This is a genomic window from Microbacterium sp. Leaf203 (assembly GCF_001421275.1).
Lineage (GTDB): Bacteria > Actinomycetota > Actinomycetes > Actinomycetales > Microbacteriaceae > Microbacterium > Microbacterium testaceum_A.
The window spans coordinates 1,409,073-1,423,458 of record NZ_LMKF01000022.1 but is presented as its reverse complement, the minus strand read 5'-3'; the positions used below and the strand labels follow the sequence as shown (position 1 = coordinate 1,423,458).

General features: G+C 71.1%; 10 protein-coding genes. 3 read left to right on the top strand and 7 right to left on the bottom strand.

Going from position 1 to position 14,386, the window contains the following annotated elements; genetic code table 11:
• Positions 1-6: 6 nt before the first annotated feature.
• The 4 genes from ASE56_RS07765 to ASE56_RS07750 all read right to left on the bottom strand — a co-directional run bounded on the left by ASE56_RS07765 (position 7) and on the right by ASE56_RS07750 (position 3,977).
• Positions 7-1,254, bottom strand: a complete 1,248-nt coding sequence (locus ASE56_RS07765) for an MFS transporter (protein WP_056226937.1) — start codon at positions 1,252-1,254, stop codon at positions 7-9.
• Between the two features lie 104 nt (positions 1,255-1,358).
• Positions 1,359-1,685, bottom strand: coding sequence for a thiamine-binding protein (locus tag ASE56_RS07760; RefSeq protein WP_056226935.1), 327 nt, complete (start codon positions 1,683-1,685; stop codon positions 1,359-1,361).
• A 40-nt stretch (positions 1,686-1,725) separates the two neighbouring features.
• Positions 1,726-3,033, bottom strand: coding sequence for a glycosyltransferase family 87 protein (locus tag ASE56_RS07755; protein ID WP_056226933.1), 1,308 nt, complete (start codon positions 3,031-3,033; stop codon positions 1,726-1,728).
• Positions 3,034-3,119: 86 nt separating this feature from the next.
• Positions 3,120-3,977 carry an ADP/ATP-dependent (S)-NAD(P)H-hydrate dehydratase gene (locus ASE56_RS07750; protein WP_056226929.1) on the bottom strand — a complete coding sequence of 286 codons (858 nt, stop codon included), beginning with the start codon at positions 3,975-3,977 and terminating at the stop codon, positions 3,120-3,122.
• Positions 3,978-4,005: 28 nt separating this feature from the next.
• Between ASE56_RS07750 and ASE56_RS07745 the strand changes: the two genes are divergently transcribed.
• The gene (locus ASE56_RS07745) at positions 4,006-5,064 is read left to right on the top strand and encodes an NADH:flavin oxidoreductase/NADH oxidase (protein WP_056226927.1); all 1,059 of its coding nucleotides are present in this window, start codon (positions 4,006-4,008) and stop codon (positions 5,062-5,064) included.
• 111 nt (positions 5,065-5,175) lie between these two features.
• Here ASE56_RS07745 and ASE56_RS07740 read toward each other — a convergent pair whose 3' ends face one another.
• Positions 5,176-6,231, bottom strand: coding sequence for a hemolysin family protein (locus ASE56_RS07740; protein ID WP_056226926.1), 1,056 nt, complete (start codon positions 6,229-6,231; stop codon positions 5,176-5,178).
• Positions 6,228-7,571, bottom strand: a complete 1,344-nt coding sequence (locus ASE56_RS07735) for a hemolysin family protein (RefSeq protein WP_056226924.1) — start codon at positions 7,569-7,571, stop codon at positions 6,228-6,230. The genes ASE56_RS07740 and ASE56_RS07735 overlap by 4 nt, the downstream gene beginning before the upstream one ends.
• Positions 7,572-7,728: 157 nt before the next feature.
• On the opposite strand from ASE56_RS07735, the gene ASE56_RS07730 reads away from it, so the two are divergent.
• On the top strand, positions 7,729-8,763 hold the full coding sequence (locus tag ASE56_RS07730) for a glycoside hydrolase family 76 protein (protein ID WP_056226921.1): 1,035 nt from the start codon (positions 7,729-7,731) through the stop codon (positions 8,761-8,763).
• On the opposite strand, the gene ASE56_RS07725 is transcribed toward ASE56_RS07730, so the two are convergent.
• Complete coding sequence (locus tag ASE56_RS07725) at positions 8,753-10,213, bottom strand: GuaB1 family IMP dehydrogenase-related protein (protein WP_056226918.1); 1,461 nt, start codon at positions 10,211-10,213, stop codon at positions 8,753-8,755. The genes ASE56_RS07730 and ASE56_RS07725 overlap by 11 nt on opposite strands.
• Before the next feature lie 137 nt (positions 10,214-10,350).
• On the opposite strand from ASE56_RS07725, the gene ASE56_RS07720 reads away from it, so the two are divergent.
• Positions 10,351-14,043 (top strand): multifunctional oxoglutarate decarboxylase/oxoglutarate dehydrogenase thiamine pyrophosphate-binding subunit/dihydrolipoyllysine-residue succinyltransferase subunit, encoded by a 3,693-nt coding sequence (locus tag ASE56_RS07720; protein ID WP_081349638.1) that lies wholly within the window; start codon positions 10,351-10,353, stop codon positions 14,041-14,043.
• The last annotated feature ends 343 nt before the right edge of the window (positions 14,044-14,386 follow it).

Genomic DNA, 14,386 nt, shown 5'->3' with positions numbered 1-14,386 from the left:
CCCGCTTCAACGCTGCGTCGGGATCGAGCCGGTGATCGCCGTCTGCGCGGCCTCGGCCGCCGGCATCCGGTGGGTGGGGTGACGGCCGGTGCGGTCTTCGACGCGATAGGCGAGCACGGCGACGACCAGTCCGCCGAGGGCCAGGACCGCCCCCACCCACGCGGGGGCCACGAGTCCCAGCCCCGCGGCGATCGCGAGGCCGCCGAGGAACGCTCCGAGGCTGTTGCCGATGTTGAGCGCCGAGTGGTTGAGGGCGGCGGCGATCGACTGGTTGTCCTCGGCGACGTCCATGAGCCGCGTCTGGATGGCGGGGCTCAGCGCCGAGCCGCAGAAGGCCACGAGGAACGCGAACAGCACGAGACTCACGATCCACCCGGCGGTCAGGGCGAGGCCCACGCAGGCCGCGCCCAGCGCGATCAGCCCGGTGAACAGCCAGAAGCGCAGGTCTTTGTCGGCGAGCGCTCCTCCGACGATGTTGCCGATCGTCATGCCGATGCCCACGAGCACCAGGACGAGCGAGACGGCCCATTCCGGCTGGCCCGCGACGTCGGTGATCATGGGCGCGATGTAGCTGTACATCGCGAAGAAGCCGCCGAATCCGACGGCGCCGATGCCGAGCGCGAACCACACCTGTCCGAGCCGGAAGACCCGCAGCTCGTCGCGGAGGCGTCGACCGGGCGTGCCCGGGTGCTTCGGCACGAAGAACGCGATGCACAGCGTCGCGAGGGCGAAGATGCCCGCGACGACCGCGAACGCGGCACGCCACCCGACCTGCTGGCCGAGGAGGGTGCCGAGCGGCACGCCCACGACGTTCGCGATCGTGAGGCCCGTGAGCACGAAGGCCACGCCCTTGGCGCGGTTGCCCGGGCCGAGCACGTCGGCGGCGACGAGGGCGCCGATGCCGAAGTACGCCCCGTGCGGGAGTCCTGCGAGGAAGCGGGATGCCGCGACCAGCTCGAACGTGGGGGCGATCACGGTCAGCAGCGTGAAGAAGGCGAGCGCTGCGGCCAGCACGATCATCACGCGGTGCCGCGGGAAGCGCGCGACCGACCCGGCGATGGTGGGGGCTCCCACCACGACGCCGAGGGCGTACAGCGAGATGAGCCACCCGGCTTGGGCGATCGCGTCGTCGGGCGACGCCGCGTAGGCGGTGGGCAGCAGGTCGCGGCCGATGTTGGGCAGCAGGCCCATCACCACGAACTCGGTCATACCGATGCCGAAACTACCGATGGCGAGAGAAAGGAGCGCCCGCATCGCCGCACCTCTCGAGGTCGTCGAAGAGGTCACCAGCCGATCGTAGTCGGCCGGCGAGGGTCAGGTCGAATCGTTTCGAGAGCCGGGAGTGGCGCCCGCGCGGTTCAGTCCTCGCGACGCTCCAGCGCGTCCTCGAGCCGCTCGATCTTGCCGTCGAGCTCGCCGGTCCGCCCGGGGCGAATGTCGGCCTTAAGCACGAGCGAGACACGAGAGCCGTAGGGCATCACGGCATCCGTCGCCGCCTTCACGACGGCGAACACCTCGTCCCACTCCCCCTCTATCTCGGTGAACATCGAGGTCGTGCGGTGGGGCAGCCCCGACGCGCGCACGACGGCGACCGCCGCGGCGACGGCGTCGTGCACCGAGGCGTCGGGGTTCTCGGCTGCGAGGGTGCCGACGCCGGAGGGGGCGACGGAGAAGGCGATGAGCATGCTCCGAGCCTACGGCGGCGACCCGTCGGGCGGAACGGGCTCAGCGCCCGGACGGAACCCGGGCGGGGATCGGCCGGCGCCCCGTCACGATCTCGCGCAGCCCCGCCGGCGGACGCACGCGCCCCGTGGGCACGCGCACCACGCGCACGATCGCCCACACCAGCAGGACCAGGGCGAGCAGGTTGCGCGCCTCGAGCACGACCACGGGGAAGGGGTTCGGGTGCGTCGCCATCAGTCCGTCGTACATCAGCGGGTACATCCACTGCGTGAGAGCGGCGATCACGAGCGTCATCCCCGCGAACGCGTACCAGCGACGACGGTCGATCATCAGGCCGAGCACGACCGGGGCGAACAGCCACACGTAGTACTGCGGCGAGCCGACCTTGTTCAGCGCGATGAACGCGGTCACCAGGGCCAGCGAGAGCGGGGGGAACAGCGAGAGGAAGGTCGCTCCGCGGCGCATCTTCATCACGCCGACGACGGCGACGGCGACCATCGTGAGCAGCATGATCGGTGTCATCGCGGCGATGAGGGGCTCGGCGCCCGGCCCGGTCACCTGGAAGGTGAGCACGCCGCTGTCGTAGTAGACCTCGCTGCCGGGCACGTAGAAGGCCGCCAAGAACATGTACAGGCCGCCGACCGGCGCCTCCATCTGGATGCCGCGGGACGTCTGGTCTCCCACGAATCCGAAGACGTAGGGCGCTCCCCCCAGGGCCACGACGGGGATGATCGTCGCGAGCGACACCGCGACCGCGCCCCAGATCAGCGCCAGGCGGCGACGCACGACGATGAGACCCGTGGCCAGGATCGCGGCGGGCCACACCTTCATCCACACCGAGATCGAGAGCAGGAGCGAGGCCACGAACGGGCGCCGCAGCATCCACATGCTGCCGAGGATCGCGAACGGCACCGTGATGCCGTCGATGCGGTAGAGCCCCACGGGACCGATGAGGAGGATCGCGGCGATCCAGAACCACGCGGCGAGCACGCGACCCGTCGAGCGGCCCTTGCCGACCAGCACGACGAAGGCGACGAGGTTGAACAGGGCGACGGTGATCGCCCACGCGGGGGTGTACCCGACCGCCCAGGCGAAGACCCACGCGAATGTCATCGGCAGGAAGGCGAGCTGCGGGTAGATCCACTTCTCGGTGATGCCGGGCCACGCCCACGCGTCGCTGCGCGTGCACGAACTCACGTCGATGCCGCCGAACAGCGCGCAGCGCGACCAGGGTTCGTACACCAGGTACACGTCGCCCATGGGCTCGTTGGGCTGCTGATAGCCCAGGATCCCCACCACGACGTGTACGGCGACGAACGCGACAAACAGGGGAACGACACGCCTCAACACCGCCTCATCCTAAGCGGGCGGGGCTTCCCGACCCGGACGGGCGGCGGCGCGACCCCCGTCGTCGCGCGGTGCGCGGGGGCGAACCGTTACGCGATCGAGTCCCGCAGGACGGCGGCCACGACGCTCGGAAGGGCGTCGGCGACATCGAGTGCCGCGATCGGTCCGCCGCCTTCTCCGAGGGCGAGGGATGCCGCCCGCCCGGCGCGTCCGTGCAGCCACGCGGCCGCGGCGGCGCTGGTGGCGAGGTCGCCCACGGCGTCGCGTCCGGCGGCCACCGACCCGGCCAGGACGGCTCCGAGCACCCCGCCGAGCACGTCTCCGGTGCCCGCGGTCGCCAGCCACGGGGTCCCGGCCGACACGCGACGCGTCCACCCGCCCGCGGCGGCGACGATGCTCACCGCCCCCTTCGAGAGCACCACTCCCCCGAACGCCTCCGCCGTCTCGCGAGCCGCCGCCTCTCGCGCGTCGTCGTCACGGGCGTCGGCCGCCGGCATCCCGAGGCTCTCGCGGAGCCGGTCGAGCTCCCGCGCGTGCGGGGTGACGATCACGGGGGCCGTCGCCCCCGGCACGAGATCGAGCGCTCCGGCGTCGACGACGACGGGGATCTCTCCCGACAGGATGCCGCGCAGCGCCGCGGTCTCGGCGGCGTCGCGCTCGGCGGCATCCGTCCCCGATCCGATGACCCACGCCTGCACGCGCCCGTCCGCGGTGACGGTCTCGGGGCGCCGGTGGAGCACGAAGTCCTGGGCGCGCGCGGGGCCGAGGTACCGGACCATCCCCGTTCCCGTCCGCCAGGCCCCCTCGACACCGAGGACCGCGGCCCCCGGGTATCGGGCCGAGCCGGTGCGCAACCCGACGACTCCGCGGGAATACTTGTCGTCGTCCGCCGTTGGCTTCCGCAGTGCACGGGCGACGTCCTGCCCGTCGAAGTCCTTCGCCGTCATGGCGTCACCTTAGAACGCAAAGGTCCTCATGAGTTCCCTCTTCACACCCCTCTCGATCCGCGGTACCGAGATGCGCAACCGCCTCTGGGTCTCGCCGATGTGCCAGTACAGCGCTGTCGAGGGCGTGCCGAACGAGTGGCACCACGTGCACCTCGCGCAGTTCGCGGCCGGAGGCGCGGGCCTGGTGATCGCCGAGGCGACCGCGGTGTCACCCGAGGGGCGGATCTCGCCCGAGGACGCGGGCATCTGGACCGACGCGCAGGCCGAGGCGTGGGCCCCGATCGTCGCCGCCATCCGTTCGCGCGGAGCGGTCGCCGGAGTGCAGCTCGGCCACGCGGGCCGCAAGGCCTCGACCACCTCGCCCCTCACCGGCGGTCGCGGCACGGTCTCTCCCGCTGAGGGCGGCTGGACCACCGTCGCCCCCTCGGCTCTGGCGTACGACGCCTTCGCCGCCCCCGTCGCCCTCGACGCCGCGGGGATCGAGAAGGTCGTCACCGACTTCGCGGATGCCACCCGCCGGGCCGTTCGCGCCGGCTTCCAGGTCGTCGAGGTGCACGCCGCCCACGGCTACCTGCTCCACCAGTTCCTCTCGCCGCTCACGAACCACCGCGATGACGAGTACGGCGGATCGTTCGAGAACCGCGTGCGCCTCCTCGCGCGGGTGACCGAGGCCGTGCGCGAGGCCGCGGGAGAGGCGGTCGTGTTCGTCCGCTTCTCGGCCACCGACGCCGCAGACGGCGGCTGGGACGTCGCCGACACCGTCGCGGCCTCGCGTCTCGTCGCCGACGCGGGCGCCGACCTCATCGACGTCTCCAGCGGCGGCCTCGTGCCCCATCAGCACATCGTCCCCGGGCCCGGCTACCAGGTCGACTACGCCGAGACCGTCCGACGCGAGACGGGCCTGCTCGTCGCGGCCGTCGGCATGATCGACGATCCGACCTTCGGCGAGCAGATCCTCGCCGACGGCCGCGCCGATGCGATCCTCTCGGCCCGCGAATGGCTCCGCGACCCGCACTACGCGCTGCGCGCCGCGGCCGAGCTGGGCGCACCGAGCCCCGCCCCCGCGCAGTACCTCCGCGCGTACTGAGGCCCGCCGCACCCGCGCACCCCGGCCGACATCGCACGCAACGACCGCACCCTCACCCGAAGACACCGGATGCCACGAGGCCCAGGCCCCGTGGCATCCGGTGTTCTGCGTTCAGACGAAGCGGCGACGCTCGGTGGCGTCCTGCACCTCGCCGACGAGCTCTTCGATCACGTCTTCGAGGAAGAGGACCGACTGCACGTCGCCGCGGTCGTCGCGCACCTGGGCGAGGTGGCGACCGGAGCGGCGCATGAGGGCCAGGGCGTCCTCGAGATCGGTGGTCTCGAGCATCGACACCATGTGGTGCACGCGCTTGGCGGGGATGGGGCGGGCCATGTCGGCATCCGATCCCTCCGCCGCGCGCAGCACGTCCTTCAGGTGCACGTAGCCCGTGGGGTGTCCCGTCTCGTCGACGATCACGTACCGCGAGTATCCGTGCTGGGCGACGGCGCGCTCGATCTCGGCCGGGGTGGTCGTCTCGGGCAGCGTCACCAGGGCGCTCACCGGCACCGCGATGTCGGCGGCCTTCTTCTCGGTGAACTCCACCACGGCGGTCACCGTTCCGGCGGAGTCGTCGAGCACGCCCTCGCGCCGCGATTGCGTCACGATGGTCGCGACCTCGTCGAGCGTGTAGGTCGAGGCGGCCTCGTCCTTCGGCTCCACGCGGAACAGTCGCAGCACGTGGTTGGCCGTCCAGTTGAGCGCCACGATGATCGGGTGGAACGCCTTCGAGACGGCGACCAACGGCGGGGCGAGCATGAGCACGGCGCGATCCGGGAGCGAGAACGCGAGGTTCTTGGGCACCATCTCGCCGAACACCACGTGCAGGTACGACACCACCAGCAGCGCGACGACGAAGCCGATCACGCCGACGGCGGCCTCGGGCAGCCCGGTGAGTCCCAGCGGCCCCTCGAGCAGGTGGTGGATCGCGGGCTCCGAGACGTTCAGGATCAGCAGCGAGCAGATCGTGATGCCCAGCTGGCAGGTCGCGAGCATGAGCGTCGCGTGCTCCATGGCGTACAGCGCGGTCTTCGCCGCGCGCGAGCCGCGGTCGGCGTGCGGCTCGATCTGCGAGCGGCGCGCCGAGATGACGGCGAACTCCGCGCCGACGAAGAAGGCGTTGGCGGCCAAGAGGACCACCAGCCAGGCGATTCCGGCCCAGTCGCTCATCGCTGGTCACCGCCCTTCGCCGCGCGCACCAGCTCGTCGACGTCCTGTTCCACCGGGGTCGGCGTGAACTGCACGCGGTCGACACGCCGGCCGTCCATGCGCTGCACGGCGAGTCTGCCGTCTTCGAGATCGACGGTGTCGCCGACGACGGGGATGCGCTCGAGCGCCGCCATGATGTAGCCGCCCACCGTGTCGTACACCTCTCCCTCGGGCACGCGCACGCCGGCGCGGTCGAGGGCCTCATCGGGCCGCAGGTCGCCGGGGAACGTGACGGACGCCGCCGAGCGCACGACGCCGGCGCGCGAGCGGTCGTGCTCGTCGAGCACCTCGCCCACGATCTCCTCCACGAGGTCCTCGAGCGTCACGACCCCGGCGGTTCCGCCGTACTCGTCGATGACGATCGCCATCTGGTAACCGCGCGAACGCAGCTCCGAGACGAGCGCGTCGAGGTGCACGGTCTCGGGCACGCGCAGGGGCTCGGTCGACAGCGCCGCCACCGGCACGTCGCCCCGCTTCTCACGCGGCACGCCGATCGCGGCCTTGAGGTGCACGACGCCGACGATGTCGTCCATGGACTCCCCGTACACGGGGAAGCGGCTGTGCCCGGTGCGGCGGGCGAGCTGCACCACGTCGTCGGCGGGGTCGCCCGCGGCGAGCGCGTGCACGCTCGGGCGCGGGGTCATGACATCGGCCGCGCTGAGGCGCGCGAAGGTGAGGCTGCGGTCCAGCAGCGAGGCCGTGTCCTTCTCGAGCATGCCGGCGCTGGCAGATCGCTTCACGAGGCTCGACAGCTCCTCGGCGGACCGGGCTCCCGACAGCTCCTCTTTGGGTTCGACGCCCATCGCGCGCAGCACGCCGTTGGCGCTGCCGTTGAGCACGACGATCGCGGGCTTGAACACCGCGGTGAAGGCGACCTGGAACGGCATGACGAGCTTGGCCGTCTGGCGCGGGATGGCCAACGCGAAGTTCTTGGGGACGAGCTCGCCGAGGATCATCGAGAGCACGGTCGCGAAGCCGACGCCGATGACGGCGGCCACCGAGACGGTGAGCGCCTCGGGGAGCCCCCACGACTGGAAGACCGGCCGGAGCAGGTTCGAGATCGCCGGTTCCATCGTGTAACCGGTGAGCAGCGTCGTGAGCGTGATGCCCAGCTGCGCGCTCGACAGGTGCGTCGAGGTGATGCGCAGAGCATCGATGGTCAGCGACAGACGGGTCTCACCCGCGGCGCGACGGGATTCGAGGTCGGCACGGTCGAGGTTGACGAGGGCGAATTCGCTCGCGACGAAGAGTCCGGTTCCCACGGTGAGCGCGAGCCCCACGCCCAGCATGACGTAATCCATCAGGCATCACCCCCGCTCGATCGCTCGGCGGAAGAGGGTCTGTGGGGCCTGGGTCTACAACTGGGAGGGTCGTCCATCGTGCGGTCGATTCTATTGCAGCCCGCGCCCCTCGGCATCCGTCTCGTGCACATCCGTGAGCACTGGAGAGGATGGACGAATGGATGCCGACACCCCGGCGCAGCACCGCGCCGCCGCCGCGGAACGAGCGGTGCTCGAGCGCTACCTCCACCGCTACGGTCCGGTCGCCTGGGCTCACGCCTCGGTCGCCGACGCCCGCAGCGCCCGGACGTGGCACTACTGGTGGCACGCCCACCTGATCCACGTGCTCGCCGACGCCGAGCGCAACCGCCCCGACCCGCGACGCCGCCGACTCCTGCGCCGATTGGGCCGCGGCGTGACGCTGCGCACCGTCGGGCGCTGGACGACGCCGTTCTACGACGACATCGCCTGGATGGGACTGGGACTGTTCACCAGCCGCGCGAACCCCCGCGCGTTCCGCAAGATCGCCGCGCGCCTGCACGAGGCGATCGACCCCGGTGTCGGCGCCCTCCCGTGGAGCGTCGGCAGCGCGCTGTACAACGCCCCGGCGAACGCCCCGGGGGCGATGGTGCTGGCCCTGGCCGGTCACCGCACCGAGGCGGAGCGGCTCGCCGACTGGATGGCATCCACCCTCGACGACGACAGCACCGGCCTCGTCCGCGACGGCATCGAGCACGACGCGGTGCGGCCCGACCTGTGGACCTACAACCAGGGCGCGACGATCGGCCTCGAGCTGCTGCTGGGCGAGTCGGCGATCGACGAGACCGACGCCGCCTGGAGGCACGTGCGCCGGGCGCGCGAACTCGTGCACGCGGTCGAGCGATGGTGTGCCGACGACGAGGGGCTCATGCCCGCGGCCGGAGGCGGCGACGGGGGCCTGTTCGCCGGCATCCTGGCCCGCTATCTCGCCGACGCGGCCGTCGAGCTGTCCGAGAGCGAAGACGACGAGGGCGAGGCCGCGGCGCACGCGGCCCGGCGACTGGTCGAGCGCAACGCCGACGCCCTGTGGGAGGGCCGCCGCGACGGGCTGTTCCCGGCCGACCCGCGCCGCGCGGCCGTCGCCGACGGCGACGACCTGGACTTCTCGGTGCAGCTGGGCGCCTGGATCACGCTCGAGGCCGCGGCGACCCTCGACCGCCTGCTCACCAGCTGACGGGGAGCGCCTTGCCCTCGTCGTACCCGGCGGCCGACTGCAAGCCGACGCGGGCGCGCTCGTGGAACTCGGCGACGGTGGCCGCTCCGGCGTACGTGAACGACGAGCGCACGCCCGAGGTGATCATGTCGAGCAGGTCCTCCAGGCCCGGACGCTGCGGGTCGAGGTAGATGCGCGACGACGAGATGCCCTCGGCGAACAGCTCCTTGCGCGCCCGCTCGAACGGGTCGAGCGCGCCGAACCGTCCCTGCACCGCCTTCGTCGAGGCCATGCCCCACGACTCCTTGTAGATGCGCCCTCCGGCGTCGGTCTGCAGCTCTCCCGGCGCCTCGATGGTCCCGGCGAACCACGAGCCGACCATGACCGATGCCGCGCCCGCGGCGAGTGCGAGGGCCACGTCGCGGGGGTAGCGCACGCCGCCGTCCGCCCACACGTGCGCCCCCACCGACCGGGCGGCTTCGGCGGTCTCGAGCACCGCCGAGAACTGGGGCCGCCCGACAGCGGTCATCATGCGGGTCGTGCACATCGCGCCCGGTCCCACGCCCACCTTGAGGATCGTCGCCCCGGCGTCGGTCAGGTCGGCGACGCCGTCCGCGGTCACCACGTTGCCGGCGGCGATCGGGATGCCGAGATCGAGGGCGGACACCGCGCGCAGCGCCCGGAGCATCTGGGCCTGGTGGCCGTGGGCGGTGTCGACGACGAGGACGTCCACCCCGGCGTCCGCGAGGGCGCGCGCCTTGGTGGCGACGTCGCCGTTCACCCCGACGGCCGCGGCCACGATGAGGCGCCCCCGGGCGTCGACGCCCGGGCGGTAGACGGAGGCGCGCAATGCGCTGCGTGCGGAAAGGGTGCCGACCAGCCGGTCGCCGTCGACCACCGGCACGATGTCGACGCCCGCGGCCTCGATCCGTGCGAACACCTCGCGCGGGTCGTGCACGTCCGCCGCGTCGAGCGCAGCGGCGTCCCGACGAGCGATGTCACCCAGCGTGGCGTCAGGGAGGGCCGTGGCGAGGCGCCCCGCGGACACGATGCCCCGCACCGCGGACACGTCCACCACCCCGTCCTCACGAGCGACGGCCACGACGATGCCCCGACCGGGCACCGCCGGGAGGATGCGGCGGGCGTCGGCGACGGTAGCCTCGGGCGGGAGGATCAGGGGCGTGTCCCACGCGGTCGGCTGGGCCTTGACCCACGACACGGCCTCGACCAGATCTTCCAGCGCCATGTCCTGCGGCAACACGCCGAGGCCACCGCGACGGGCCAGGGTCGCCGCGAGCCGCGTGCCCGTGACCGAGTTCATGTTCGCCGAGACGAGCGGGATCGTCGCCCCGCTGCCGTCGGCGGGGGCGAGGTCCACGTCGAGGCGGCTCCGCACCTCGGAATGGCGGGGGACGAGGAACACGTCCGAGTACGTCAGGTCGACATCGGGCTGCGCGCCGGAGAACTCCATGGCATCCACCTCACCACATCAGGGGAATGTAAAGACCCGAAAGGCGTCCAGAATCCTCGGCTAGGCTGGCAGGAACGCAGGACGGCGACGTCCGCGTATCCACAGGAATCTTCATCGAGGAAAGCAGGCGATCGACTGTGTCGAGCCAGGTGACGGGCGTCGGTACTTCGAGCGAGGGCGAGTTCGGCGCGAACGAGTGGCTCGTAGACGAACTCTACGAACAGTTCAAAGTCGACAAGCACTCCGTAGACAAGGCCTGGTGGCCGATTCTGGAGGCGTACCACCCGGTCGTCGATGGATCCTCCGCCGCCGCTCCCCCGCCCTCCGCGCCGCAGGCGCCGGCGGCGTCCGAGCCCAAGCCGGTGACGGCTCCCATCCCCGTGGTCGGTCAGGCGCCGGTCGCCCGCACCACGGCGAAGCCGGCCAAGCCGCAGCCGATCCCGGCGCAGGCGCCCAGCGTGGTGCCCTCCGCCGCCGGAGAGAGCACCGAAGAAGACCGCGTGACGGTCCTCAAGGGCATGCCGAAGGCCCTGGCGTCCAACATGGACGACTCGCTCACGGTGCCCACCGCGACCAGCGTGCGCACGATCCCGGCGAAGCTGATGATCGACAACCGCATCGTCATCAACAACCACATGTCGCGCACGCGGGGCGGCAAGGTGAGCTTCACGCACCTCATCGGCTGGGCGCTGATCCAGGCGCTCAAGGAATTCCCCAGCCAGAACGTCTACTACGCCGAGATCGACGGCAAGCCCTCGGTCGTGGCCCCCGCGCACGTCAACCTCGGCATCGCGATCGACATGCCCAAGCCCGACGGGTCGCGCGCCCTCCTCGTCCCGAGCATCAAGCGGGCCGACACCCTCACGTTCGGCGAGTTCCTCGCCTCGTACGAAGACCTCGTGCGCCGCGCCCGCACCAACAAGCTGACCCCCGCCGACTTCCAGGGCACCACGGTCTCGCTGACCAACCCCGGCGGCATCGGAACGGTCCACTCGGTCCCCCGCCTCATGCGCGGCCAGGGCGCGATCATCGGCGCCGGTGCGCTCGACTACCCCGCCGAGTTCATGGGCGCGAGCGAGAAGACGCTCAACGAGCTGGCGATCGGCAAGACGATCACGCTCACCAGCACCTACGACCACCGGGTCATCCAGGGCGCCGGCTCGGGCGAGTTCCTCAAGAAGGTCCACGAGCTGCTCATCGGGCAGCGCGGCTTCTACGACGACATCTTCGCCGCCCTGCGCATCCCCTACGCACCCATCCACTGGGCCGCCGACATCAGCGTCGACATCTCCGAGCGCATCGACAAGAGCGCCCGCGTGCAGGAGCTCATCAACTCCTTCCGCGTGCGCGGCCACCTCATGGCCGACATCGACCCGCTCGAGTACGTCCAGCGCACGCACCCCGACCTCGAGATCGAATCGCACGGGCTGACCTTCTGGGATCTCGACCGCGAGTTCGTGACCGGTGGTCTCGGCAACAAGCGCGTCGCCAAGCTGCGCGACATCCTCGGCGTGCTGCGCGACTCGTACTGCCGCACCATGGGTGTCGAGTACATGCACATCCAGGACCCGGCCCAGCGCCAGTGGTTCCAGAGCAACCTCGAGGTCAAGTACACCAAGCCCGGCCACGACGAGCAGCTGCGCATCCTGTCGAAGCTGAACCAGGCCGAGGCGTTCGAGACGTTCCTGCAGACCAAGTACGTCGGTCAGAAGCGCTTCAGCCTCGAGGGCGGCGAGTCCCTCATCCCCCTGCTCGACCAGATCCTCCAGGGTGCGGCCTCCGCCGGACTCGACGGGGCCGCCATCGGCATGGCCCACCGCGGGCGTCTGAACGTGCTCACCAACATCGCCGGCAAGACCTACGGGCACGTGTTCCGCGAGTTTGAGGGCGCCGTCGCGATCGGCAGCAAGCGCGGCTCCGGAGACGTCAAGTACCACCTCGGCACCGAGGGCACCTTCGTCGGTGACGCGGGCGACGAGCTCCCCGTGTACCTGGCGGCCAACCCCTCGCACCTCGAGACCGTCGACGGCGTGCTCGAGGGCATCGTCCGCGCCAAGCAGGACCGCAAGCCCATCGGCACGTTCTCGTGGCTGCCCATCCTCGTGCACGGCGACGCCGCGTTCGCGGGTCAGGGCGTCGTGGTCGAGACGCTGCAGATGTCGCAGCTGCGCGGCTACCGCACCGGCGGCACGATCCACGTGGTCGTCAACAACCAGGTCGGCTTCACCACGACGCCGACCGACGCCCGCACCTCGGTGTACGCCACCGACGTCGCCAAGACAATCCAGGCTCCGATCCTGCACGTGAACGGCGACGACCCCGAGGCCGTCGTCCGCGCCGCGGAGCTCGCGTTCATGTACCGCGAGGAATTCCACCGCGACATCGTGATCGACCTCGTCTGCTACCGCCGCCGCGGTCACAACGAGGGCGACGACCCCTCGATGACCCAGCCCCTGATGACGAACCTCATCGAGGCGAAGCGTTCGGTCCGCCGCCTGTACACCGAGTCGCTCGTCGGCCGCGGTGACATCACCGAAGACGAGTACGAGCAGGCGAAGCAGGACTTCCAGAACCGCCTCGAGGTCGCCTTCGCCGACACGCACGAGGCCGAGACCGGTGCGAACCCCGTCGTCACCATCGACGCGGCCGAAGAGCCGGCGGTGGGCGCTCCCGAGACCACGGGTGTCTCGCGCGAGGTCGTCCAGCACATCGGCGACGCCTTCGTGAACAAGCCCGACGGCTTCACGGTGCACACCAAGCTCCAGCAGTTGCTCGAGAAGCGCCACGACATGAGCCGTAACGGCAACATCGACTGGGCTTTCGGCGAGCTCCTCGCCTTCGGCTCGGTGCTGATGGAGGGCACACCGGTGCGCCTCGCGGGTCAGGACTCGCGTCGCGGCACCTTCGTGCAGCGTCACTCGGTGCTCCACGATCGCGACAACGGCCAGGAATGGCTGCCGCTGGCGAACCTGAGCGAGAACCAGGGCCGTTTCTGGGTCTACGACTCCCTGCTGAGCGAGTACGCCGCCATGGCGTTCGAGTACGGCTACTCGGTCGAGCGCTCCGACGCGCTCGTGCTGTGGGAGGCGCAGTTCGGAGACTTTGCCAACGGCGCCCAGTCGGTCATCGACGAGTTCATCTCGTCGGCCGACCAGAAGTGGGCGCAGCAGTCGAGCGTCGTGCTGCTGCTCCCCCACGGCTACGAGGGCCAGGGACCCGACCACTCGTCGGCCCGCATCGAGCGCTACCTGCAGATGTGCGCGCAGGACAACATGATCGTCGCGCGCCCCTCGACCCCCGCGTCGTACTTCCACCTGCTGCGTCGTCAGGCCTACCAGCGTCCCCGTCGCCCGCTCGTGGTTTTCACCCCGAAGGCGATGCTGCGTCTGCGCGGCGCGACGAGCCCCGTCGAGGACTTCCTCGAGGGTCGCTTCGAGCCCGTGCTCGACGACAACCGCGGGGTCGACAAGGGCGCCGTCACGCGTGTCCTGCTGCACGCGGGCAAGATCCACTGGGATCTGCGCGCCGAGCTCGACAAGAACCCGAACCCCGAGATCGCCCTCGTGCGCCTGGAGCAGTACTACCCGGCGCCCATCGAGGAGCTGACCCGTGTCCTCGGCGAGTACCCCAACGCCGAGCTGGTGTGGGTGCAGGACGAGCCCGAGAACCAGGGGGCGTGGCCGTTCATTGCCCTCGAAGTCGCCGATCAGCTCGGTGGCCGCTCGATCCGCCGCATCTCGCGCGCCGCCGCGGCCTCGACCGCGACGGGTTCGCCGAAGGTGCACGCCAACGAGCACGCCGCGATCATGAAAGAAGCGCTCGCGCGCTGACCCGCACGCCGAGGGGCCCGAACGACATCCTGTCGGTCGGGCCCCTCGGCGTTTCACCGCACCGGCGGCAGAGGGCTACAGCGTGTCCCCGGGCGCCGCGCTCTCACCGGGAGCTGTCACCGCCGCCGTCCCCGCAGCCGAGGGTGCGCACACGCGCGCCGCGGCCGGACGCCTGGCGGGGCCATGATCGCCGAAACTGCATCTCGCCGACGAAGCGGCGTCATCCTGCGGCGCCGTTGTCAGCGAGATGCCGTCTCGCGCTCCCCGCGCCCGCGGATCGGGCCTACCGCGTCGCCAAGCCGGGTCCGCGATCCATTTCCGGGCGAAGCCGCTCACGCGGTCT

Bases quoted from the DNA above. Each gene is read 5' to 3' on its own strand.
- ASE56_RS07765 (WP_056226937.1), bottom strand. From the start codon at position 1,254: ATGCGGGCGCTCCTTTCTCTCGCCATCGGTAGTTTCGGCATCGGTATG.
- ASE56_RS07760 (WP_056226935.1), bottom strand. From the start codon at position 1,685: ATGCTCATCGCCTTCTCCGTCGCCCCCTCCGGCGTCGGCACCCTCGCA.
- ASE56_RS07750 (WP_056226929.1), bottom strand. From the start codon at position 3,977: ATGACGGCGAAGGACTTCGACGGGCAGGACGTCGCCCGTGCACTGCGG.
- ASE56_RS07745 (WP_056226927.1), top strand. From the start codon at position 4,006: ATGAGTTCCCTCTTCACACCCCTCTCGATCCGCGGTACCGAGATGCGC.
- ASE56_RS07740 (WP_056226926.1), bottom strand. From the start codon at position 6,231: ATGAGCGACTGGGCCGGAATCGCCTGGCTGGTGGTCCTCTTGGCCGCC.
- ASE56_RS07735 (WP_056226924.1), bottom strand. From the start codon at position 7,571: ATGGATTACGTCATGCTGGGCGTGGGGCTCGCGCTCACCGTGGGAACC.
- ASE56_RS07730 (WP_056226921.1), top strand. From the start codon at position 7,729: ATGGATGCCGACACCCCGGCGCAGCACCGCGCCGCCGCCGCGGAACGA.
- ASE56_RS07725 (WP_056226918.1), bottom strand. From the start codon at position 10,213: ATGGAGTTCTCCGGCGCGCAGCCCGATGTCGACCTGACGTACTCGGAC.